The sequence below is a fragment of the Roseobacter sp. HKCC-CH-9208 genome (genome assembly GCF_037805125.1).
In the GTDB taxonomy this organism is placed as follows: Bacteria; Pseudomonadota; Alphaproteobacteria; order Rhodobacterales; family Rhodobacteraceae; genus M30B80.
In genome coordinates this window covers 1,071,444-1,094,587 of sequence record NZ_JBBLYK010000001.1, presented here as the reverse complement: position 1 = coordinate 1,094,587, position 23,144 = coordinate 1,071,444, and the positions used below count along the sequence as shown (strand labels likewise).

Below are 23,144 nucleotides of genomic sequence, written 5' to 3'. Positions count from 1 at the left end.
TCAATACCCCAAGGCAAGACCGTCTTTACGGGGATCCGAACCTGCGATCAAAAGCCCTGAGCTTGCGTCAATTTTAATGGCTTGCGCGCCGCCAATGGCCCGATAGGGGTCGATCAGCTCATGGCCCAATTTGCGTAAATCATCGGCCACATGCGGGCTATATCCCCGCTCAAGCTGCAATTTGCCCTGATCCGCAAAGCTGCGCGCACCATCAATCGCAGTTTGAACATCCATCCCATAGTCGATGATATTGGTGATCAGACGCGCGTGGCCCGTGGCCTGATATGCGCCGCCCATGACCCCGAAGGGCATCAAACTTTGGTCAGGGTAGCGTAAGAAGGCGGGAATAATGGTATGCAAGGGACGCTTGGCGCCCATGGCCTCATTCGGGTGCCCCTCTTGTAGTGAGAAGCCCGCGCCGCGGTTTTGAAACAAAATACCAAACTTATCAGAAGCATAGCCCGAGCCAAAGGAATGGAAGATCGAATAGATCATTGAGACGGCCATGCGGTTTTTATCAACCACGCTGAGATATACCGTATCCTTATGCACTGCGCCCGAGGCCTGATGTGGGTCAGCCATCGCGCGCGTGGGATCAATCAAGTCTGCCAAGGCCTGTGCGGTTTGATCTGACAGCATATGATCCAAACGGGTCAGGTGATCAGGATCAGAGATAAAACGATTGCGTGCATCATAGGCCAGTTTGGTTGCTTCGGCCTCGATATGGGCGCGGGCCGCACCGAAAGGATCCATCGCGCCGAGGTCAAACTGGGAAAGGATATTGGCCAACAACAGCGCGGTTGCACCCTGACCATTGGGTGGCAATTCAATCAAGTCATGATCACGATAGCGGGTCGAGATTGGGGTGACGTAATCGCAGGCTGTGGCTGCGAAATCTTCTAGGCTGTGGCTGCCGCCAAGGGCACGCAGGGAGTTAACCAAATCCTCGGCCACTTCGCCTTCGTAGAACCCTGCACGACCTTCGCGCGCGATGCGGCGCAGCACCTCAGCCTGCCCCTTGGCCGTGAACAGCGCGCCAATTTGGGGCGGTTGGTCGTTCCACATATACATGTCGCGGGCCCGACCGCGGAGCGTATCGCGTGCCTCGTCCCAATCGAAAGCCACGCGCGGTGCAACGGGAATGCCATGTTCAGCGTAGAAGATCGAAGGGGCGAGGATGTCTTCAAGCGGCAATGTCCCGTGATCTTGGTGAAGGCGGCAAAACCCATCAACGGCCCCTGGCACGGTGACGGCATTGATATTGTCGAGCGGAATAGAGCGATGCCCTGCCGCACGCAGCGCTGCTGCGTCCAACGCCTTTGGCGCACGGCCCGATGCATTCAGGCCAATAATATCCTTCTGCCCCTCATAGGACACCATGGCGAATAAATCGCCGCCAAGCCCTGTTGATTGTGGCTCACAGAGCCCCAAGAGGATCGCTGTGGCAATGGCCGCATCCATAGCATTGCCGCCCTGTTCCAAGATTTGCACGCCCGTTTTGGCGGCGAGCGGGTGCGAGGTTGCAACCGCCCCTTGGGTGGTAATCAAGGCTGAGCGCCCTTGCTTCTGGAAATCACGCATCATTGTCCCTGCTCCTGCCGAAAGGATTTTAGCAAAACTAGCGGGAATGGGGGGCGCTGCAAGTGGTCAAGAACCCCGATGATGCGTAACAAGTGGGGGCGATAAAAACGCACCATCGGGGGAAGCATAAGCGCTACCCTGCTTTAATGGCTGCGAATTTGGCCGCGGCTATGATCAGACCAAGGTGATTTTGTGGCAGTGTTGGCTAAATTTAGACAAGCCCACAGGCCAATTGCGGGCTTTGTTCCAATTCAGCCGCAATGGTTAGGAAAAGATGATTTTCTAAATCGCGCCGTTCATATTGGACGTCTTGCGCAATCGCGCGGATCAGGCCCCAGCCAAATCCACCTTCGGGCAGGTCATCAAAGGCGAAGCTGTCAGGGTCGCGGAATCCACCAAGAGGGGGTGTCAGGTTCGGCATCGCGTGCCCTTTATCGGTGATATGACACTGCACCTCTGCGCCCCGACAGGAAATCGCCGTTAAAATGCGTCCGTCATCGGCCCCTGCATAAGCGTGTTCGCAAATATTGTTCAGCGCTTCCGCCAAGACCAACTCACCGTTTAGGCATTGGCCTTCATCAAGGTCGCATTCGCGCAGATAGGTGCAAATCTGTGCCAATGTTTGCCGCACCGACTGGGGATGGCTTGTCAAACTCCACATCATATCGTAGCGCCCCCGCATGCTTGAATATCTATCCCTGTTGTCATGCGCTATGGTTCAGCGCTGCGGTCTTATTTGGGTGAATTGCAAAGACTTTATCCATCGCCGTCAGGCGCAACACCTTATCGACCAATGGGGAGAGGCTTGTCAGTTCAAGTTGCCGATCCTGCCCAAGGGATTTGCGCATGGCAACAAGCGTGCCCAGACCGCTGGAATCTAGGAAGGTCACATCTTCCATATCTAAAATGACCCGCGCACCTTCGGTTTTTGCGGTGGCTTGTCGACAGGCATCACGGAAGGCCAAGGCAGCGGCAGCATCCACCCGACTGGCGCAAACCTTTACGATCAACCCGTTAGGGATGGGTTCAATATCCAGACGCACATCCATTTCATCACCTATGGAGAGGGTAACACAACCAAAAGGCTAGTCCGAATTCCTTGCTGAAAGGTTACCAAGCGCAGCTTTCTTCGCCGCCCAGGATGGCCTATATCGAGGCGAAGCATTAAGAGGCCCCCGATGGATTATCCGACCCTAGCCGCAACGATTGACAGCCTGACCCATGGTGAAACTGAACAAATCGCCCTGATGGCCACCATCGCCTGTGAGGTGTATCACGCCGATGCGCGGTTTGATTGGGTTGGGTTCTACCGCGTCACAGCGCCCGAAACTCTTAAAATTGGCCCCTATCAGGGGGGGCATGGGTGCTTGGTGATCCCGTTCTCGCGCGGGGTCTGCGGGGCCTGCGCGCGCAGTCGCGTCCCGCAATTGGTGGCAGATGTGAACGCGTTTCCAGATCACATTGCGTGTTCAAGCAGCACCTTGTCCGAACTGGTCTTGCCCGTTTTTGATGCCGAGGGCGCGTTAATCGCGGTTTTTGACATCGACAGCGATCAGGCGGATGCCTTTACCGAAACGGATGTGCAGGAATTAACCAAAATTCTCGCCGATGTTTTCGCGCGGAGTTGATCTACTTATCGGGAAGCGGTGGCATTGGGTCAGGGGCGATTTCCTCGAAATCGAAATTATCAAGCTTGATCGCCCGTTTGCCCGCGCGTTCTGCGGCGATTGAAATATCATCAATATCTTTGCGCGCCTGCCCGAAATGGGTGTTCAACTTATTCACCCGCTCGAACACCAGTTCCACGTCACGATGCAACAGGCCCAGTTGCTTGCGGATCGCGCCTGCTTGCTCGCGCATCCGTGCATCTTTGAGAACCGCCCGCATCGTGTTGAGCGTGGCCATGCAAGTGGTGGGGGATACAATCCAGACCCGTGCCGCGAACCCTTCGCGGACAATCTCAGGAAAATTGGCGTGCAATTCGGCATAAACCGCTTCGGATGGCAGGAACATCAGCGCGCCATCGGCAGTTTCACCCTCAAGAATGTAGCGCTCAGAAATTGCCTTGATATGGCCGCGCACAGATGTGCGAAAGGCGCGGGCGGCGTCTTGGGTTTCTTGTGCGGTCTTTGCTGCGCGCAATGCCTCATAGGCCTCTAGCGGGAATTTGCTGTCGATCACAATCGGGCCGGGGGGTTTAGGCAGATGAATCAAGCAATCGGCGCGCTTTCCGTTTGAGAGGGTCGCTTGGAACGCATAGCTGTCACTGGGCAGCGCCTTTGAGACAATATCATTGAGCTGGATCTCGCCAAATGCGCCGCGCGTTTGCTTGTTCGAAAGAATGTCCTGAAGGCCCAAAACATCGCCTGACAGTTTCTCAATCTTGGCCTGCGCCCGATCGATTTGTTCGAGCTTCTGCTGCAATTCCCCAAGACTGCGGGCGGTGCGCGTTGATGTGCCGTGCAGCGTCTCACTCATGCCCTTTTGCACTTCCTCAAGGCGGCGCTCCATGGCTTGCAACATCTGTGCTTGGGTCTTGGATTGCAGATCAACCACCTGCGCAAGTCCGCCCGATAGTTGCTGTTGCCCATCGGAAAGAGATTGCACCCGTGCTTCAAGACCGCCAAGGTTGCGGGCCAAGGGTTCCATCATTGCAGCCGATCGATTGGCCGCTTTCACCCCTACAAGGATCACCCAAAAAAGGGCGATGAGGATCACCCCTCCAATGAGTGCGCCAAGGATTATTGGATTGGACAGATCAAGTTGCATCACTCACCTGCGACCAAAAAGTTTTTCAATATCGCTCAAGGCAAGTTCCACATATGTGGGGCGGCCATGATTGCATTGACCGGAATGCGGGGTGGCCTCCATTTCGCGCAAAAGCGCGTTCATTTCTTCCACGCGCATTGCACGCCCCGAACGGATGGATCCGTGACAGGCCACGCGTGACAAGATCGCCTCAATCCGAGCCTGCACCATTTGGCTTTCGCCCATATCGGCAATCTCGTCCAAAATATCGCGCAGCAGTGCCTCGCTGTTGACCGCACCCAGAATGGCAGGGGTTTCGCGCACGGCAAGTGCGCCTTCGCCAAAGGGCTCAATGATCAGACCAAATTGTGCAAGACTGTCAGCGTGATCCAAAAGAATGGCGGCATCAGGCCCAAGGGTCACGATATCAGGGATCAGCAAAGCCTGCCGCGCCACGCCGTTGGTGGCCATCTGTTTTTTCAGCCGCTCATAAACCAAGCGTTCATGGGCGGCGTGTTGATCCACGATCACAAGGCCCGTGGCGGTTTGAGCGATGATGTAATTTTCATGCAGTTGCGCCGCGGCCGCCCCCAAAGGATGGCTCTTTTCGGCAAAAGAGGGCGCAGGATCAGGATCTGCTACGCGGTGGGATGGGGCGTCAAATCGGGGGGCTGTTTCAGCGAGGCCAACCTGTTCAGGCGCTTGAAACGCATAGGCGCTGCGATAGGTGCTGGGCCGCGTTTGTGGTGCCGAGTAGCCACCTTGATAGAGCTGCTGCGGCGCGCCACCCTCGGGACGCATGGCGCCCAAGGTTTCTGCGGCCACTGTGCTTGATGCGCGATGGCCCGCCTCGGCCAAGGCATGGCGCAAACTCGAGACAATCAACCCCCGCACGACACCCGCTTCACGGAACCGCACCTCCGCCTTTGCAGGATGCACATTCACATCCACCCGTTCAGGCGGGCATTCGATGAAGAGAGCCGCAGCAGGGTGGCGATCGCGGCTGAGGAAATCGGCATAAGCCCCACGCAGCGCCCCGATCAAAAGCTTGTCGCGCACTGGGCGACCATTGACGAAAAGATATTGGGCCACCGCAGAGCCGCGAGAATAGGTTGGCAGGGCTGCTAGACCGATGAGGTGGATTTCCTCGCGCGATGCGTCAATCTGAAGGGTGTTATCCACAAAATCGCGGCCCATTACTTGGCCCAATCGACTGGAAAGCGCATCAAAGAGATCCCCTATTTCGGGATCAACGGAAAACAGAGTGCGGCGGCCATCGCTGCAATCAATCAATTGGAACCCAACGCTGGGCTCGGCCATGGCGAGGCGTTTGATCACATCGGTGATTGCTTGGGTTTCGGCGCGTTCGGTTTTGAGGAATTTCAGTCGCGCGGGGGTTGCGAAAAACAGATCGCGCAACTCTACCACCGTGCCAAGTGACATGGAGGCGGGTTTGATCCGCTCTTGCCGTCCACCCGAGACAGAGATCTCATGACCATCCTCACCAGCTGCGCGGCTGGTGATGGTCAGGCGGCCAACCGCGCCCAAACTGGGCAGCGCCTCGCCACGAAAGCCGAAACTTTGAATATTCAACAGGTCTGAGCCGTCAATCTTAGATGTCGCATGGCGAGAGAGGGCCATGGGCAAATCTTCAGGCCCCATGCCGCAGCCATCATCACTAACGCGGATCAAGGTTTTGCCGCCATGTGCGATTTCTACTGTGATCCGCCGTGCCCCTGCATCGATCGCGTTTTCCACCAATTCCTTGACCGCGGAGGCGGGCCGCTCCACGACTTCGCCTGCCGCGATTCGGTTGATTGCCGCTTCATCAAGCTGGCGGATCACCGGGCGCGCTACGGCTTCATTGGCATTTATGTTGTGGTCAGGCTTTCCCATGCCACTATCAGTAGCACGCGCCTGCACGATTCGGAAATGGAACGCGTCAGGGGGCGGTGTTCAGTCCTTCGGGTTGCCCCACAACCACGGTTAGCATTTTATAAACATCCAAAAGCCGTTTTGCGACACGGGCGATGTCCTCAGATGTGACCGCCTCAACGAAGGCATTGCGGTTCGCGATATAGTCAATCGGCATCCCGCTTTGCTGCATCCCTGCCATGATCCCTGCAATGGATCCATTTCCGTCAAAGCGAAGGGGATAGGCCCCCGTCATATAGCGTTTGGCGCGCAGTAATTCCTCGTCAGTTACGCCATTTTCTGCGACATCGCGCAGGATTTGATCGACCAGTTCTAATGCTTGGCCAACGGTGGCGTTTGATGAGGAGAATTGTCCAAGCCACATGGGCTGCCAATCGGCTGTCGAGAGGCTTGTGCCAACCCCATAGGTCAACCCACGCTTCACGCGCAGTTCTTCCATCAGCCGCGCGCGGAACCCTCCCCCAATGATTTCATTCAACACGAAGGCAGGGAAAAAATCGGGGTCATCCATCGCAATCCCCTCCATCCCAAAAAGGATCACGGATTGCGGGCTTGGATAGTCAATCACGGCTTGGCGTGTGTTTGGTGAAAACCCTGCCATGCTCGGCAAAGCAGGCCCTGTCTGTGGCAGCCCCTCAAGAAGGCGGTCAATGAGATCGCCCAATTCCTCGGCAGTGATGTCGCCCGATGCGCCAACGGACACCCGTGATGTGACCAAAGCATTGCGATGGGCCGTGATCAGATCATCGCGAGTCAAGGACGCAATGCTGTCTGGGGTGCCTTCTTCGGCGGAAGCATAAGGGTGGTCGCCAAAGGCCAAGGCATTAAATGTCTGGCCTGCAATTGCATTTGGGTCTTGCGCTTGGCTTGCGAGTATTGACTGAATTTGCCCCCGCACCCGTTCAATGGCATCGGCATCAAAGCGAGGATTGCTTAACGCCTCGTGCAAAAGTGCTGCCGCCGCATCGCGATTTTCCGTCAGCATGCGTCCGCTGATGGCCACAGTATCGCGATAGGATGAAAATGAAAATTCTGCGGCCAAGCCCTGCACAGCCTCGGCAAAGCCCTGTGCCGTGAGATCACCTGCGCCTTCCTCAAGCAGGCCTGTCATCATATAGGTCGCCCCGCGTTTGCCAGGTTCATCCAAATTCGTGCCGCCCTCAAAGCGAATATCAAGCGCCACAAAGGGGATTGAATGATCTTCAACCAACCATGCGCTATGGCCATTGGGGCTGAGGACGGGCTGAATTTGAATTTCCGCACGCAGCGGTGTGACGAGGGAGATAACAGCAAAAAGTGTGGCAGAGATATGGTTGACGAAATGCATGATCAATTCTCCGCCGCCTGTGCTTGGGTCAAATAGCCAGTCACGCGTGGCGCATCTGCAAACAGTGCCCGCGCCGCATCCATAACATTGTCCATCGTGGTGGCCGCAATCACATCTGGCCAGTTTTGGACATCTTCCACTTCAAGCCCTGAGGTCAGGGCCATCCCGTAAAGCCGCGCAAGCCCCGAAGCATTATCGCGCGCATAGATATCCGAGGCCTCATATAGAAGTTTGATCCGTTCAAACTGGTTTGGATCAATCCCGCGCTCTAGAAACTCTGCAATGACGTGATCCAGATCGGCTTCCGCCTCTGCAAGGGTGACGCCCGCGCTTGGCATATTGATCAAGGTGAATTGCGTGTCGTCAAGGCTGAGGCCCGAGTAATAGGCAGTCGCAAAGACCGAGCGCTGTGTGTCGAATTGCAAGGCGCGCCCCAAGACGGAGGTAGAAGGGGCACCCCCCAAGATTTCAGCCAACAGGCTGAGGGCTGCGGCGTCTTCTTGCGCGCCATGGTCGCGCTCGGGCGCGCGATAGCTGCGCATCACATAAGGCTGCGCGACACGTTCATCGGCAAATTCAAATCGTTGATCTTGTGGAAGGGCGGTGTCTTCGACCCGTGCGCGGGCGGGCAATTCTGCAGAAGCGAGCGCGCCGTAATGGGTTTGCGCCAGTCTGCGCACCTCCTCAGGGGTCACATCACCTGCCACAACAAGGATGGCGTTATTTGGGGCGTAATAGGTTTCGTAAAAGGCCAACGCATCTTCGCGGCTGAGCGTCTCCATTTCCGTCCGCCACCCGATGACCGGAATGCCGTAAGGGTGGCTTGGATAGGCCAATTGGCGGAATTCTTCGTTAAACAGCGCGCCTGGATTGCTATCTGTGCGCTGTGCGCGTTCTTCTAATATCACGCTGCGCTCTGTCTCTACCTCATCAGGGTTGAGGCGCAGATTGGCCATGCGGTCGGCCTCAAGCTCCATCATCAAGGGCAAGCGGTCAGCGGCCACGCGTTGGAAATAGGCCGTATAATCCCACGAGGTGAACGCGTTATCATCGCCGCCATTTTCTTCGACAATGCGCGAAAACTCTCCGCTTTCGCGGGTTTCTGTTTCTTTGAACATCAAATGTTCAAGGAAATGCGCGATGCCTGATTTGCCTTCAGGTTCATCTGCCGCACCGGTGCGATACCAGACCATATGCACAACGGCGGGGCTGCGGTGATCTTCGATCACAACCACATCCATGCCATTGTCCAAGGTAAAGCTCGTCACATCGCCAGAGGTTTGCGCGTAGCCTGTGCCGATTGGCAGCAATGCAAGCCCCACTAAAGCCGCAATGATCCTGCGCATAACTCCTCCTAGGTTGGCCTATGTGCAAAAACAGATAGGCCGCCGCTGCACAGGGTTCAATCAGCCGCGCGCAAGGGCGCGGTCACAAAGTGATGATCAATGCGGGCTTACTGCGGCTGCGGCTCGGGGGGTGCGGCGGGGGTGCGAATGCCCGCACGGCGCAGACGCTCAAGTTCGGCATAACGATCCAAGGAGATCGGGCGATAGGCGCGGTAATAGACATTCACGCCAAAGACCCGCTCCAAGAGCCGCCCATCATTGTCACGGCGGAAGGCCAAATCTTCCGCAGCCAATTGGTCGCGGATGCCCTCTTCAATACCAAAGCGTGTCGCGTGGGCCAAAAGGCTGTTGGTTACACCACCGCCGCGCGCTGCATTTCCGCCAAGCGCGGCAATCGCATCTGACTCAGGGGTTGGGTCGGTGCGGTTTGTGCCACCGGGTGTTGGTTCAGGCAGCGCCGCCAAATCCGTTGGGATTTCAATGGGGCGTGTTGGCAAAATGGCAAATTCATCTGGGCCAGATTGATTGGCGCGCAAATTCATCAAAGATGGGTCGCCCTGTGAACAGGCGGCAAGGCCCATCAGGGCGCAAAAGGTCAGGAGAATATGCGGTTTGCGGCTCATAAAATCCTCCATGGCACAAAGCACCACGTCATGCCAAGGTTTCTCTCATACCTTGGGCTTTTCGTCATTCGAAAACAAGAGCAACCCGAACACACCCGCAAATATACCGATATCTGCGATATTAAACGTATAGGGGTTATTGATCCCGCAGCAGGACATGTTCAGGAAATCCACAACCGCCCCGTGATATAGGCGGTCAAACGCATTTCCCAAAGCCCCACCTGCCACTGAGCCCGCCGCAATCGCACTGAGTTTGCTCTGGCTGTTGCGGCCCAGCAGGATCATCCACGCGGAAACCGCAAGCGCCAAAGCAATCAAACCATAACGCAGAAGGTCGGGGCTGTTGGCGAAGAGGCCAAAATTTATCCCGCGGTTCCAACCCATGATGAAATTCAGATAGGGCGGCATGACCGAGACCTGTCCGACACGATCTAGATCAAGCACCAAAAGCATGATCCATTTGCTGGCCTGATCAAGGATGATCCAAAACAGTGCGGCAATAAGTGTTAAACGGGTCATCATGCCCCCCTTAGTGACGGAAATGGCGCATTCCTGTAAAGACCATCGCAAGGCCTGCCTCATCGGCGGCAGCGATCACCTCGTCATCGCGCATGGAGCCGCCCGGTTGGATTACCGCCGTGGCCCCTGCCTCTGCAGCCGAAAGCAGACCATCGGGGAAGGGGAAGAAAGCGTCAGAGGCCAAAACTGAACCAATCGCAGGGCTTTGCGCAAGACCAAGGATGTCGGCCATATCCTGCGCCTTGCGCGCGGCAATGCGCGAACTGTCGACACGGCTCATCTGGCCTGCGCCGATGCCAACAGTGGCGCCGTCGTTGACATAGACAATCGCGTTCGATTTGACGTGCTTGGCCACTTTCCATGCGAACAGCAAATCAGTGAGCTGCGCATCGGATGGTTTGAGTTTGGTCACGACTTTCAAATTGCTCAGATCAATTTGGCCATTGTCTTTATCTTGCACCAGATACCCGCCTGAAACTTGGCGGATGGTCATCGCGGCTGCTTTTGGGTCTGCAAGCGCATCTGTGGTCAAGAGGCGTAGATTTTTCTTTGCGGCGAAAATGGCGCGCGCTTCCTCATCTGCACCGGGGGCAATGACAACCTCGGTGAAGATCTTTGTGATTTCCTCTGCGGTCGCACCATCAAGCGGTTGGTTGAAGGCGATAATCCCCCCAAAGGCCGATGTGCGATCGCAGTCAAAGGCCCGCAAATAGGCCTCGGTCAGGCTTGCGCCGCGGGCAACGCCACAGGGATTGGCATGTTTGATAATCGCACAGGCAGGGCCGCCATCGGGCAAGAACTCGCTGACCAATTCAAAGGCTGCGTCTGTGTCGTTGATGTTATTGTAGGACAGCTCTTTGCCTTGGTGCTGTTTCGCGGTGGCAACGCCCGCGCGGCCTGTTCCATCGGTATAAAAGGCCGCCGCTTGATGTGGGTTTTCGCCGTAACGCAACGACTGCACCAAGCGCCCTGCCACAGCATGGCGGCGCGGTGCGGGATCCCCCAAAGCATCTGCCATCCAAGTTGAGACAGCCGCATCATAGGCGGCGGTGCGAGCATAGGCGGTCTGCGCCAAAGTTTGGCGGAAGCGCAGCGTGGTTTGGCCGCCTTGCGCATCCAACTCGGCCAGAAGGGCAGTATAATCTTCGGGATCGGTCACAACGCTGACAAAACCGTGGTTCTTTGCGGCAGCGCGGATCATCGCGGGCCCGCCGATGTCGATATTCTCAACGCAGTCTTCGTAGCTTGCCCCTTTGGCGACAGTCGCCTCGAACGGGTAGAGATTGACCACCAATAGATCGATCGGCGCGATGTTATGCTCGGCCATGGCGGCTTGGTGATCAGGATTGTCACGCAAAGCTAGCAAGCCGCCATGCACCATCGGGTGCAGGGTTTTGACGCGGCCATCCATCATTTCAGGAAATTTTGTAACCTCGGAAACATCACGCACCGCAAGACCTGCCTCGCGCAGGGCTTTGGCTGTGCCACCTGTCGACAAAAGATCAACCCCCCGTGCGGCCAAGGCCGTGGCAAACTCAATCAGACCTGTCTTGTCAGAAACAGAGATCAGGGCGCGGGAGAGGGGGGCGAGATCGGTCATGGGGTTTCCTTGGCATTTGCATCAATCACGGGGTCGCATGATGCCCCCGTGCTATTGGGCGCGCAGAAAACACCATCCGATGGCGCCCCCATAATCTGCCAGCGTGGAAAAGAGAACCACCTGTTTTGTCGCGCGCGGATTTCGATGGTCGGGGTCAAAGTAAACCGAAGGGCGCAAATCCGCGATGCTGAGCCTCAAATGAACACGGCCCGCAGCCTGATGAGGTTGCGACACGGATAGGGCAGGCACCGATTGCGATCCCCTGATCGGGAGCGGGAGTGATGTCATTATGCGTATAATTCAAGCAGCTGGCCAAGCGGTCTGTCTTGTGTAGCGGCTTGAACCTGCGCTGTCACCGCTTTTGCAAAAGCGCCATGTAAAATCCGTCTATTCCGCCACGATCTTGCCAGTAATGCGGTAAGATACGCAGACCGCCTTCGGCACTGATCCATGCGGGATCAACCCCAAGCGCCTTGGGAGCAAGTGGCAAGACGGCGAGATTAGCGTGTCGTTTCAGCGCGGCTTTGATTTGGTTTTCACCCTCATTGGGCAAGAGCGAGCAGGTGCAAAACACCATGCGCCCGCCTGTGTCTAAAAGCGATATAGCGTGATCAAGCATTTGCATTTGCAGCTTCGTCAGCGCTTCCACTTCACGGGCAGATTTAACGAAGGGCAGGTCAGGGTGACGTCTTATGGTGCCAGTGGCCGAGCAGGGCGCATCAAGCACGATGATAGGCCAAGGGCCGCTTTCGAATTCTAACGCATCAGCCGTCACCATATCCGCCGACAGGCCCGTGCGGCGCAGATTGACGCGCACGCGGCCCATACGGTGTTTTGACAAATCAAGTGCGGTGACCTTCGCCCCTGCTGCTGCAAGCTGCATGGTCTTGCCGCCAGGTGCTGCGCACAGATCAAGCACAGGTTGCCCTGACACATCGCCCAAGAGCTTCACAGGAAGGGCGGCGGCGGCATCTTGCACCCAAAACGCACCCGCCTCATAGCCGCCAAGCGTGGATATTTGGGTTTGGCGCGGCAATCGGATGCTGCCCGTGGGCAAGGGTTCACCTGCCTCGAAGGGGGTGCTTTGGTCGCGTAAGGTGATGTCAATTGGCGCACCTGCCTCATGCGCGGCTTCAATCGCGCGGGTTGCGGTTTCGCCCCATGCCCCCCCAACCGCTTTGCGCAACCAAACGGGCAAGGTTTGTGGGGCTAGTTGCGCCCATCTTGCGCGCCCTTCTTGATCGACCTTACGCAGGACAGCGTTGATCAAACCAGCCGCGCCGCCTGTTGCGCGGCCTTGTTTGGCGATGGCAACAGCCGCGTTGACCACGCCATAGGCTTCGGCTTCATCAAGCAACAATTCCGCAACCCCAAGACGCAAAATATTTTGGGCCAATGGGTGTGGGCGGCGCTCGAGATAGGCTGACAGCAAGGTGTCAATGCGGCCTGTGTGGCGCAGCACCGCTTGCGCCAAACGCTCGGCGCGGGCGCGATCCTCGGGGGCAAGACCGCGCGGTTGGTCGAGATGAGCAACCATCTGGCGGTCAAGATAAACCGCGCGCAAAATGGCCAATGCGGCCTTGCGGGGGCCTAAACCTTGGGTATCTTGGCGACCCTCTTCGCGTGTCCGCGCCATTTTCTATCCTTGTCTCTGGGTTTCGCTGCCGTATATCACGGGGGAGACAGAGATCAATCGCGCAGCCCTTTTGCTGTGCTATGAGGCCGCTATGAGTGAGACTAAGACGGACAAGCGCGACCTGCCCCCCGCTGCACAGCGGGCTTTGGCTGAGGCGGAAGCCCGCCGCGCTGAGGCGGAAGCGGTAAAATTGCCCAAGGAGCTTGGGGGGCGCGATGGCCCCGAACCCGTGCGCTATGGCGATTGGGAGAAAAAAGGCATCGCCATTGATTTTTGACGCGGGCCCTGCCGCCTAGCGCAGTGTCAGGTCAGCATAGATGCCCGCACCCTCATCAGCCGTAAATCGCAGGGTTCCCTCCCGCTCTTCCACCAATTGGCAATTATAGTCTAATGGCTTTGCGCCAAAGCTGAGATTGCGGCAGAAATAGCCATTTTGCCACGCCCAATCCCCCGTAACAGGGCGTCCAAAGGCGCGGCCCGTGATGTCGCCATCAGGCTCAACGGTTAAACGAATGCCAAAACGGGTGAGCTCGCGCCCTTCGATCAAAGAAACGAACCTTGCGCGATCCGTCACGGGCGTAAAGCCTTCTGCCGCTGCGGCATCCGCCAGAATCAAGACACTAAGCATTGAGCCGAGCGCCAATCTGTTCAGCATAATCTGCTCCGTAACCAACATATACTGCTGTGTTACGAAAGATAGAGCGGCTTAGATCACAGTCCAAGCACATCCAGCATAGAAAATTCACCTGGGCCTTGGTCTTGTGCCCAAATAGCGGCCTTGAGGGCGCCGCGCGCGAAAATGGCGCGATCCGTTGCAATATGGCGCAGGACAAGACGTTCCCCTGCGGCCGCAAAGATCACATCATGCTCGCCAACAATGTCGCCGCCTCGAATGGCGGAAAAGCCAATTGCGCCCGCCTCCCGCGCGCCCGTGATCCCGTCACGGCCTGCATCGCGGACATCTGCTAGGGAAACCCCGCGCCCCTCTGCGGCGGCTTCGCCGAGCATAATGGCCGTGCCAGAAGGGGCATCAACCTTGCGGTTGTGATGCGCCTCCACGATTTCAATGTCAAAATCCTCATCCAATGCAGCGGCCACCTGTTTGGTGATCTGCACAAGCAGGTTGACCCCAAGGCTCATATTGCCTGCGCGCACGATAGTGGCATGGCGGGCGGCGGCTTTGAGTTTTGCAAGCGCTGCATCATCCATGCCCGTTGTCCCAATGACATGGGCCACTCGGGCTTGGGCCGCCAAAACGGAATGCGCCACCGTGGCTTCAGGAGATGTGAAGTCGATGATCGCTTTGGCTTTGGGCAAAATTTCAAGAAGGTCGTCCATGACCGGCACACCCATCTCGCCGCGCCCCATCGCTGCGCCCAAATCCTGACCGATCCATGCATGGCCTGCGCGTTCGGTGACGCCGACCAAATGGGTGGCGGGGTTGGCCTCTACGGTTTCGATCAACATCCGCCCCATGCGGCCTGATGCGCCTGTAATGATGATCCCGATTGACTCGCTCATGCCATCCTCCTGTGTTCCATTCCCTCTACCCCAAGCGATGCAAATCGGAAAGCCCGCGCTTGCGAGACGGGCCATGATCGCCTAGATGCGAGAAAGACTTAGGAGAGTGCGGATGGCAAAGAACAAGTTCCATGATGGGCCAGGCCCGTCACAGCGCCAGTTGCGCGTGGGCGAATTGATCCGCCGCACTCTGTCCGATGTGCTGAACCGCGGCGAAGTGCATGATGCAGAGCTTAATCGCCTCTCAATCACAGTGGGCGAAGTGCGCGCGACCCCAGACCTCAAAGTGGCGCATGTTTACGTGATGCCGTTGGGCGGTGGTCAGCGCGAGGAAGCCCTGACAGCGCTGCGGCGCAACACGGGCGAATTACGCCGCGCCATCAGTCGTGAGATGACGCTGAAATATGCACCTGACCTGCGGTTTTTGATTGATGAAACCTTTGATCGCATGGACGAGACGCGCCGTATGCTTGCCGATGAAAAAGTGCGCCGCGATGTCGAGGCCCCAGATCGCGATGACGGGGAAGATTAAATCACTGCTTTTGGGCGCCTTATGTGCGCTGGGCGGAGGCGGGCCTGCAGTCCTATGGGCGGATCAGGCGCCTGTATCTTGCGCGGATTTTCGCTTTGAGGAAACGCCCTTTACCGCTTGTGAAATTGATCTGACCCGCGCTCAGATGCGGCTCTTTCTACGCGATGGTGCGGGCGAGATTTTTGGTTCCTTTCTAAATGTGGCAGACAGCTTACCTGAAAATCAGGTTTTGGCCTTTGCGATGAATGGCGGGATGTATCACCCTGATCGCCGACCTGTCGGTCTTTATGTTGAGCAAGGCCAAGAGGAGATGCGGATCATCACATCTGATGGGCCAGGTAATTTTGGCCTTCTGCCAAATGGCGTGTTCTGCCTAAATGCAGGGAAGGCCGCGGTGATTGAGGCGCGCAACTTTGAAGCCGCGCCACCCGTTTGCGAATATGCGACACAATCTGGCCCGATGTTGGTGATTGATGGTGCGTTGCATCCCGCCTTTTTGCCCGACAGCACATCTCGATATATTCGCAACGGCGTTGGCGTTCGGATGGAGGGGACATCTGTCGTGGCAGTGATTTCTGATGCGCCTGTCACATTCCACCAATTTGCCCGCGTGTTTCGGGATCATTTCGCCATCAACAACGCGCTGTTTTTGGACGGAAACGTATCCCGCTTCTATGCGCCGCAATTGGGGCGCGCGGATTTCGGTTTGCCCTTTGGGCCGATCTTAGGGGCTGTGGTTGACGCGCAAACAGGCCTAGAGTAACGCGACCCCTCTTGGATTTTGGAAGGATCACGCATGGCACGGCGCAAACGGGGACGCGACATCTCAGGCTGGTTGATTGTCGATAAACCTGCGGGGGTGAGTTCCAACTTTGTGGTGAACAAAGTGAAATGGGCGTTGGATGCGAATAAAGCGGGCCATGCAGGCACGCTTGATCCTGAGGCGACAGGTCTTTTGGCGGTGGCGCTTGGCGAAGCAACCAAGACAGTGCCTTACATCACCGATGCCCTCAAAGCCTATGAGTTTGAAGTCACCTTTGGCACTGCGACCAATACTGATGATGTCGAGGGCGAGGTGATCGCGCGCTCTGACCTGAGGCCGAGTGATGACGATATTCGTGCGAGCCTAGCCGCGTTTCGGGGGCATATCACGCAAATTCCGCCGCAATATTCAGCTGTGAAAATAGATGGCCAGCGCGCCTATGCCTTGGCGCGGGCGGGCGAAGATTTGGAACTATCCGCGCGACCGCTTTACGTTGAGACGCTTGATCTGGTTTCGCGCAAAAACCCTGGGTCTGCGGTCTTAGAGATGGTCTGCGGCAAGGGTGGTTATGTGCGCGCGATTGCGCGAGATTTGGGTGCCGCATTGGGCTGTTACGGCCATGTTGCGTGGTTGCGCCGTCTGTGGTCGGGGCCTTTTGACTTGGACGATGCTGTGAGCTTGGAACAGGTTGAATTGGCCGCAAAAACCACGGCGCTTGATGCGGCTCTCTTGCCACTCGAACATGCGTTGGACGGGTTGCCACATTTGCGCGCAACCTCAGAAGGCGCGCAGCGCCTGCGGGTTGGAAACCCTGGGCAGGTGATGGATGCTGCACCCAATTATGGTGATCAAGCATGGGCCAGTTTTGAGGGGCGGCCTGTTGCCATTGGGCGGTATATGGGGGGCGAGCTGCATCCAAGCCGCGTGTTCAACCTGTGATCCGCCGCGCGTTCCAAAAGGGTGATGCCGCGTCAGAGGCGGTCTATTCCGATTGCGAGGCCTATCGCTATAGCCTCACGCGCATTTGGGAAGGCGCAGGCCAGCGCGTGGGGTTTGTGATGCTGAACCCCTCCACCGCGACCGAGACGCAAAACGACCCCACAGTCGAGCGCTGCGAACGGCGTGCGCGCGCGCTTGGGTTTGGCAGCTTCACAGTGGTGAATATTTTCGCATGGCGCGACACAGACCCCCGCGCGATGCGTGCCGCCGCTGATCCGATTGGGCCTGCCAATGATGATGCCATTTTAGGATGTGCAACTGCGGCGCATCAGATCATCTGTGCGTGGGGGGCGCATGGTGCGTTTTTGGGGCGGGGGGCGCAGGTGGCGGCATTGCTGCGCCAAGTTGAAAAACCGCTTTACCATTTGGGATTGTCGAAGGAAGGTCATCCCAAACACCCGCTCTATATTCCCTATTCGACCACGCCAATTTTGTGGAATTGATCTTGGAGGCACCGATGGACAGCGCGACTTCAGGTTTTGTGAAAGAACAAATCAAAACCAACGGGATCACGCTTTCAGTGCATCACGGCGGTCATGGTGCGCCCTTGATTTTGCTGCATGGCTATCCTCAAAACCATATGTGCTGGTCAAAAGTCGCGCCCGATTTGGCCCGCGATTTTCATGTGATCATCCCTGATTTGCGCGGCTATGGTGAGAGTGAAGTTGTCGCCGCCGATGAAGAACATCGCATGTACTCCAAGCGTGAGATGGCCTTGGATGTGGCGGGAGTGATGGATCATTTCCGCATCGAAAAGGCCCATATTGCGGGGCATGATCGCGGCGCACGCGTGGCCTATCGCTTTGCTTTGGATCATCCTGATAGGCTTGAGCGTTTGGCGATTTTGGAAATCGTTCCGACCGTTGATTTTTGGGCGGCATGGGATGCGGAATTGGCGATGAAGGCCTATCACTGGACGTTCCTTGCGCAGCCCGCCCCTTTGCCCGAGCGGATGATCGCGACAGATGGGCCGGCCTATATGGATTGGACATTGGCCTCATGGACATATGCCAAAGATCTAAGCGCCTTTTCTGACGCGGCTTTGGCCGCCTATCGCGCCCAAGCGGCTGATCCTGCGCGCATTGCAGCAATGTGCAACGATTACCGCGCGGGCGCATTTTTTGATCGCGGATTGGATGCAGAAGATCGGGCGGCGGGTCGGATGATCACGGCGCCCCTCTGCTTTCTCTGGGCTGAGGCAGGCTTTCCCGCGCGCACGGGTGATCCTTTGGGGATCTGGCGGGCATGGGCGGAAAACGTGACGGGGCAGGCCGTGGCCAATACAGGCCATTTCATGCCCGAAGAACAGCCTGAGGCGGTTTTGGCCGCCTTACGGGCGCATTTTCTTTAGGACGTGCCTCCAATTGCGCGCGGATGGATATTGTCGGGATTTAGGCCCGTCTTCTGACTCATCCAATTGAAGATCAAACATACCTGCAGCGGCATAGCCCGCTGCGATCAAACTGATCAAACCCGTAAGCGCAAGCATCACCCACTCCCGCACATTATGCGATACCCTCAAACGATCACCGGATTTGCGTGAAGTGACGCGAACCTTGCCCTAATGGCAAAATCTGATGCTATGGCAGCAGCAGATGCGTGATGCCAAGCGCCGATGAACGGCGCATGGCGAGGCTGAAAGATGCCATAAATCGCCGAGGTTTGGATAAAAATTTGCGCTCAAGGTTAACAGACCTGTGCGGCACAGATCAAAAAAGCCTTTTCATTTTCGCGATTCCCCCCTATGTGGCCGCAATCCACGGTGCTAGCGCCGTGGGGAAATGGCCTTGCTGGACGACATCCCGGCCTGTGCTGCAACCCTCTAACGTAAAGGAGAGCCCGATGTCGATTACTGCTGAAGAAAAGAACCGTTTGGTCAAAGAATTTGCCACCAAAAAGGGCGACACTGGTTCCCCCGAGGTGCAGATCGCGATCCTGACATCGCGCATTACTACGCTGACTGAGCATTTTAAAACTCACGCCAAAGACAACCATTCGCGCCGTGGCTTGCTTAAGCTTGTTGCTCAGCGCCGTAAGTTGCTGGATTATGTGCGTGGGAAAGACGAAGCGCGTTACCAGTCGCTCCTCGAGCGTTTGGGCATCCGCCGCTAATCTTTGCCTTTATCAGTTTGAAGCGCCCGCTGATCCCGTCAGCGGGCGTTTTTCATTTGGTCATTGGATATTTCAGGCGCGATTTCTGTCTATGCTTTTCATATCGCACAATCTGCGCTATGTGGCGCGCATCTGAGACGTGACGCAACGACCCCGGCGCATGGGATGATGAAGGGGGTCGGCGGCAATGGGGCCGCCAATGAAACGGAAGACCCGAGAAGGCTTGGGAGTGCTTCCACACAGGAAATGATGATGTTCAACGAAGTGAAAAAATCGATTCAATGGGGCGAGGAAACCCTCACCCTAGAAACGGGCAAGGTTGCCCGTCAGGCAGATGGCACAGTGATCGCAACGCTTGGGGAAACCAGCGTTATGGCAAATGTGACCTTCGCCAAAGAAGCTAAGCCAGGTCAGGATTTCTTTCCGCTGACTGTGCATTACCAAGAGAAATACTACGCCGCAGGCAAGGTGCCTGGTGGCTTTTTCAAGCGCGAAGCGCGTCCTACCGAAAAAGAGACGCTGACCGCGCGCTTGATCGACCGACCCATTCGCCCTTTGTTTGTTTCGGGCTTCAAGCACGAAGTTCTCGTGATGTGTACGGTTCTCAGCCATGATTTGGTGAATGATCCCGACATCGTTGCGATGATCGCCGCGTCTGCAGCGTTGACGATTTCGGGCGTGCCTTTCATGGGGCCGATTGCAGGCTGCCGTGTGGGCTTTGAGGATGGGGAATACATCCTGAACCCGACTGTTGACGATATGCAGGGTCTGCGCAACAACCCCGACCAGCGTTTGGATCTGGTTGTGGCGGGCACCAAAGACGCCGTGATGATGGTTGAATCCGAGGCCTATGAGCTGACCGAGGATGAAATGCTCGGCGCGGTCACATTTGCCCATGAGCAAATGCAGCCCGTGCTTGATCTGATTATTGATCTGGCAGAAGTTGCGGCGAATGAGCCGTTTGATTTCACCCCACCTGATTACAGCGCGCTGTATGAAAAGGTGAAATCCTTGGGTGAAGCGCAGATGCGTGACGCCTATGCGATCCTTGATAAACAAGACCGCGTTGCCGCTGTATCCGCCGCAAAAGAAGCGATCAAAGCGCAGCTTTCCGAAGAAGAATTGGCAGATGAAAACCTTGGTTCGGCACTGAAGAAGCTGGAATCTTCGGTTCTGCGTGGTTCGGTTGTGAAAGACGGCAAGCGGATTGATGGCCGCGCCTTGGATGCGGTTCGTTCGATTGTCAGCGAAACGGGTCTTCTGCCCCGCACGCATGGCTCGGCGCTATTCACCCGTGGTGAAACTCAGGCCTTGGTTGTGACCACGCTTGGCACAGGCGATGATGAGCAATTCATTGATGCGCTGCATGGCAATTTCAAAGAAAACTTCCTGCTGCATTACAACTTCCCCCCCTATTCGGTGGGCGAGGTTGGGCGTGTTGGCTCACCTGGTCGCCGTGAAATCGGCCATGGTAAGTTGGCTTGGCGTGCGTTGCAGGCGGTTCTGCCTGCGCCAACCGATTTCCCCTACACGATCCGCGTGGTCTCTGAGATCACAGAGTCGAACGGGTCTTCCTCAATGGCTTCGGTCTGTGGTGGTTCCCTGTCAATGATGGATGCAGGCGTGCCGCTGAAAGCCCCTGTTGCGGGTGTGGCCATGGGTCTGGTCTTGGAAGACGATGGCTCCTACGCTGTTTTGACCGATATCCTTGGTGATGAAGATCACCTTGGCGACATGGATTTCAAAGTGGCAGGCACTGAAGCGGGGATTACCTCGCTGCAGATGGACATCAAGGTTGCAGGGATCACCCCTGAAATCATGAAAAAGGCGCTTGCGCAGGCGAAAGCAGGGCGGATGCATATCCTTGGCGAAATGGCCAAGGCATTGTCTTCGGCCAATGCGTTCTCGGCACATGCCCCACGCATTGAGACCATGCAAATCCCAACCGACAAGATCCGCGAAGTGATCGGGTCTGGCGGTAAAGTGATCCGCGAGATCGTGGAAACCTCAGGCGCCAAGGTTGATATCAATGATGATGGCATCATCAAGATCGCAAGTGCGAACCAAGACGCCATCAAAGCGGCCTATGATATGATCTATTCCATCGTGGCTGAGCCTGAAGAAGGCAAGGTATACAAAGGAAAAGTTGTCAAAATCGTTGATTTCGGTGCTTTCGTGAATTTCTTCGGCAAGCGCGATGGCCTCGTTCATGTCAGCCAGATCGAAAACCGCCGTCTGAACCATCCAAGCGATGTTCTTCAGGAGGGCCAAGAGGTCTGGGTAAAGCTCTTGGGCTTTGACGACCGCGGCAAAGTGCGTTTGGCCATGAAAATGGTTGACCAAGAGACTGGCGAAGAACGCAGCGAAGAAGAGGCATCGGCGGAGTAAGCCCCGCTTGAGACTAAGAGAACCCCCGCAGCCTTGGTTGCGGGGGTTTTTACCAAGGCGTCACTGACGCAAATGTTAACCGCCCCGCTGCGTGATGTTCTTGTGTCACTGGGGGCAGTTGCGGCATATTTCGGCCAGTAAATTGGCCCCATAATGATGGATTTTGCTATGGATCGCAGACATTTCCTTGCAGGCAGCGCCGCTTTTCTCGCGACCCCCGCCGTGGCACAAGATGCCGTAGGCTTTGACGAGACGATTGAGCGCCCCGAACCACAAGGCCCAAACCCGTGGGGGTTACATCCCCGGCTGATGCCGACACGGATTGTGCATAAGGCTGGCATGGTGCCAGGTCATGTGCATGTCGACCCGATTGCAAAATATCTATACCACATTCTCGATGATGGCACGGCTATGCGCTACGGCGTGGCTGTTGGCCGTTCGGGCCTACAAGCGCCTGGGCAATATACGATCCGCCGCAAGGTTGAATGGCCCAGTTGGCAACCGACAGCCGCGATGATTGCGCGCGAACCAGACCTTTATGCAGAATTTGCAAGCGGTGTCCCTGGTGGGCCAGAAAACCCATTGGGTGCACGCGCGCTTTATCTTTATGACGGGGATCGCGACACCTATTTGCGCATTCATGGCACGCCACAGCCTTGGTCAATCGGCACCAGCGCGTCATCGGGTTGTGTGCGTATGGTCAACGCGCATGTCATCGAGCTTTATGAAAAATTGCCAATTGGCACGGTCGTGCATCTGCACAGACCGAATTACGCCATCACAGGCAACGGCACTGCCGCGTAAAATAAAAGCCCCCAAATGTTGGGGGCTTTTTTCTGATTAGCTTGGCTGTTTCGTGGTGCGTAGGTAAGGCAATTTCACATCAATCTCGCCAAACTTTTCACGCGCTTGATCGTCATTGAGCGAGAGCGCCACAATCACATCTTGGCCATTTTGCCAATTTGCAGGTGTCGCAATTGGCTGCCCGAAGGTGGCTTGCAACGCATCCAGAGCGCGCAAAACTTCCGCAAAATTGCGCCCAACCGACATGGGGTAGGTCATGATCAATTGCACCTTCTTGTCAGGCGAAATGATGAAGACCGAGCGCACGCTTGCACTATCTGCGGCGGTGCGACCATCGGGCAGGTAGGCCTCGGCTGGCAGCATATCAAAGGCTTTGGACACGGTCAGATCAAGGTCTGCAATGATTGGAAATTCGACCTTGGCGGAAGCAAAGCTTTCAATGTCTGATTTCCATTTGCCATGCTCTTCCACGCTGTCCACGGAAAGGCCAATAACTTTGGTGCCGCGCTTGGCCCATTCTGCGCCAAGCTGCGAGACTGCGCCGAATTCCGTGGTGCAGACGGGTGTGAAATCTTTGGGGTGGGAGAATAAAATGGCCCATTGATCGCCAATCCAATCATGGAATTTAAAGGTGCCGTGATCGGTGGTCAGTTCAAGATTGGGGACAATGTCAGTGATACGTAGGCCCATGGGGGAGGTTCCTTTTTTTG

The 23,144-nt window shown here is 56.4% G+C and carries 24 protein-coding genes; 10 read left to right on the top strand and 14 right to left on the bottom strand.

Annotated elements, in window-relative coordinates:
* The 3 genes from AAC621_RS05445 to AAC621_RS05435 form a co-directional block, all read right to left on the bottom strand.
* A complete protein-coding gene (locus tag AAC621_RS05445; RefSeq protein WP_340256352.1) occupies positions 1 to 1,581 on the bottom strand; it encodes a gamma-glutamyltransferase family protein in 1,581 nt (526 codons plus the stop codon).
* Between the two features lie 211 nt (positions 1,582 to 1,792).
* Positions 1,793 to 2,245 carry an ATP-binding protein gene (locus AAC621_RS05440; protein ID WP_340252925.1) on the bottom strand — a complete coding sequence of 151 codons (453 nt, stop codon included), beginning with the start codon at positions 2,243 to 2,245 and terminating at the stop codon, positions 1,793 to 1,795.
* Positions 2,246 to 2,285: 40 nt separating this feature from the next.
* Positions 2,286 to 2,630: an STAS domain-containing protein gene (locus tag AAC621_RS05435; protein WP_340252923.1), complete on the bottom strand. Its 345-nt coding sequence runs from the start codon at positions 2,628 to 2,630 to the stop codon at positions 2,286 to 2,288.
* Positions 2,631 to 2,759: 129 nt separating this feature from the next.
* Here AAC621_RS05435 and AAC621_RS05430 point away from each other — a divergent pair, with 129 nt between their 5' ends.
* Positions 2,760 to 3,209, top strand: a complete 450-nt coding sequence (locus tag AAC621_RS05430; protein WP_340252921.1) for a GAF domain-containing protein — start codon at positions 2,760 to 2,762, stop codon at positions 3,207 to 3,209.
* A 1-nt stretch (position 3,210) separates the two neighbouring features.
* On the opposite strand, the gene AAC621_RS05425 is transcribed toward AAC621_RS05430, so the two are convergent.
* The 8 genes from AAC621_RS05425 to AAC621_RS05390 all read right to left on the bottom strand — a co-directional run bounded on the left by AAC621_RS05425 (position 3,211) and on the right by AAC621_RS05390 (position 13,315).
* Entirely contained in the window at positions 3,211 to 4,350 is a 1,140-nt protein-coding gene (locus tag AAC621_RS05425; protein WP_340252919.1) for a DNA recombination protein RmuC, read from the bottom strand.
* Positions 4,351 to 4,353: 3 nt separating this feature from the next.
* Positions 4,354 to 6,225: a DNA mismatch repair endonuclease MutL gene (mutL, locus tag AAC621_RS05420; protein WP_340252917.1), complete on the bottom strand. Its 1,872-nt coding sequence runs from the start codon at positions 6,223 to 6,225 to the stop codon at positions 4,354 to 4,356.
* A gap of 46 nt (positions 6,226 to 6,271) precedes the next feature.
* Positions 6,272 to 7,591 (bottom strand): M16 family metallopeptidase, encoded by a 1,320-nt coding sequence (locus AAC621_RS05415; protein WP_340252915.1) that lies wholly within the window; start codon positions 7,589 to 7,591, stop codon positions 6,272 to 6,274.
* 2 nt (positions 7,592 to 7,593) lie between these two features.
* The gene (locus AAC621_RS05410) at positions 7,594 to 8,937 is read right to left on the bottom strand and encodes a M16 family metallopeptidase (RefSeq protein WP_340252913.1); all 1,344 of its coding nucleotides are present in this window, start codon (positions 8,935 to 8,937) and stop codon (positions 7,594 to 7,596) included.
* 107 nt (positions 8,938 to 9,044) lie between these two features.
* Positions 9,045 to 9,560: a DUF3035 domain-containing protein gene (locus tag AAC621_RS05405; protein WP_340252911.1), complete on the bottom strand. Its 516-nt coding sequence runs from the start codon at positions 9,558 to 9,560 to the stop codon at positions 9,045 to 9,047.
* A 45-nt stretch (positions 9,561 to 9,605) separates the two neighbouring features.
* Positions 9,606 to 10,079 carry a signal peptidase II gene (lspA, locus tag AAC621_RS05400; protein ID WP_340252909.1) on the bottom strand — a complete coding sequence of 158 codons (474 nt, stop codon included), beginning with the start codon at positions 10,077 to 10,079 and terminating at the stop codon, positions 9,606 to 9,608.
* 10 nt (positions 10,080 to 10,089) lie between these two features.
* Positions 10,090 to 11,679, bottom strand: coding sequence for a bifunctional phosphoribosylaminoimidazolecarboxamide formyltransferase/IMP cyclohydrolase (gene purH / locus AAC621_RS05395; protein WP_340252907.1), 1,590 nt, complete (start codon positions 11,677 to 11,679; stop codon positions 10,090 to 10,092).
* 352 nt (positions 11,680 to 12,031) lie between these two features.
* Entirely contained in the window at positions 12,032 to 13,315 is a 1,284-nt protein-coding gene (locus AAC621_RS05390; protein ID WP_340252905.1) for an RsmB/NOP family class I SAM-dependent RNA methyltransferase, read from the bottom strand.
* 91 nt (positions 13,316 to 13,406) lie between these two features.
* Here AAC621_RS05390 and AAC621_RS05385 point away from each other — a divergent pair, with 91 nt between their 5' ends.
* Positions 13,407 to 13,592 carry a DUF1674 domain-containing protein gene (locus AAC621_RS05385; protein WP_340252903.1) on the top strand — a complete coding sequence of 62 codons (186 nt, stop codon included), beginning with the start codon at positions 13,407 to 13,409 and terminating at the stop codon, positions 13,590 to 13,592.
* A gap of 15 nt (positions 13,593 to 13,607) precedes the next feature.
* On the opposite strand, the gene AAC621_RS05380 is transcribed toward AAC621_RS05385, so the two are convergent.
* Positions 13,608 to 13,970, bottom strand: a complete 363-nt coding sequence (locus AAC621_RS05380) for a dihydrodipicolinate reductase (RefSeq protein ID WP_340252901.1) — start codon at positions 13,968 to 13,970, stop codon at positions 13,608 to 13,610.
* A 56-nt stretch (positions 13,971 to 14,026) separates the two neighbouring features.
* Positions 14,027 to 14,836 carry a 4-hydroxy-tetrahydrodipicolinate reductase gene (gene dapB, locus AAC621_RS05375; protein WP_340252899.1) on the bottom strand — a complete coding sequence of 270 codons (810 nt, stop codon included), beginning with the start codon at positions 14,834 to 14,836 and terminating at the stop codon, positions 14,027 to 14,029.
* Positions 14,837 to 14,948: 112 nt separating this feature from the next.
* On the opposite strand from dapB, the gene rbfA reads away from it, so the two are divergent.
* From rbfA to AAC621_RS05335, 8 genes are all read left to right on the top strand, one after another.
* Positions 14,949 to 15,368 (top strand): 30S ribosome-binding factor RbfA, encoded by a 420-nt coding sequence (gene rbfA / locus AAC621_RS05370; RefSeq protein ID WP_340252897.1) that lies wholly within the window; start codon positions 14,949 to 14,951, stop codon positions 15,366 to 15,368.
* Positions 15,352 to 16,131, top strand: a complete 780-nt coding sequence (locus tag AAC621_RS05365; protein WP_340252895.1) for a phosphodiester glycosidase family protein — start codon at positions 15,352 to 15,354, stop codon at positions 16,129 to 16,131. Before rbfA ends, AAC621_RS05365 begins: the two co-directional genes overlap by 17 nt.
* Before the next feature lie 33 nt (positions 16,132 to 16,164).
* Positions 16,165 to 17,070: a tRNA pseudouridine(55) synthase TruB gene (gene truB, locus AAC621_RS05360; protein WP_340252893.1), complete on the top strand. Its 906-nt coding sequence runs from the start codon at positions 16,165 to 16,167 to the stop codon at positions 17,068 to 17,070.
* Positions 17,067 to 17,573 carry a DUF1643 domain-containing protein gene (locus tag AAC621_RS05355; protein ID WP_340252891.1) on the top strand — a complete coding sequence of 169 codons (507 nt, stop codon included), beginning with the start codon at positions 17,067 to 17,069 and terminating at the stop codon, positions 17,571 to 17,573. The genes truB and AAC621_RS05355 overlap by 4 nt, the downstream gene beginning before the upstream one ends.
* A 14-nt stretch (positions 17,574 to 17,587) precedes the next feature.
* Positions 17,588 to 18,481, top strand: coding sequence for an alpha/beta fold hydrolase (locus AAC621_RS05350; protein ID WP_340252889.1), 894 nt, complete (start codon positions 17,588 to 17,590; stop codon positions 18,479 to 18,481).
* Between the two features lie 491 nt (positions 18,482 to 18,972).
* Positions 18,973 to 19,242: a 30S ribosomal protein S15 gene (gene rpsO, locus AAC621_RS05345; RefSeq protein WP_340252887.1), complete on the top strand. Its 270-nt coding sequence runs from the start codon at positions 18,973 to 18,975 to the stop codon at positions 19,240 to 19,242.
* A gap of 252 nt (positions 19,243 to 19,494) precedes the next feature.
* Positions 19,495 to 21,630, top strand: coding sequence for a polyribonucleotide nucleotidyltransferase (pnp, locus tag AAC621_RS05340; protein WP_340252885.1), 2,136 nt, complete (start codon positions 19,495 to 19,497; stop codon positions 21,628 to 21,630).
* A gap of 168 nt (positions 21,631 to 21,798) precedes the next feature.
* On the top strand, positions 21,799 to 22,434 hold the full coding sequence (locus AAC621_RS05335; RefSeq protein ID WP_340245036.1) for a L,D-transpeptidase: 636 nt from the start codon (positions 21,799 to 21,801) through the stop codon (positions 22,432 to 22,434).
* A gap of 36 nt (positions 22,435 to 22,470) precedes the next feature.
* On the opposite strand, the gene AAC621_RS05330 is transcribed toward AAC621_RS05335, so the two are convergent.
* Entirely contained in the window at positions 22,471 to 23,124 is a 654-nt protein-coding gene (locus AAC621_RS05330) for a peroxiredoxin (RefSeq protein WP_340252883.1), read from the bottom strand.
* Positions 23,125 to 23,144 lie beyond the last annotated feature (20 nt).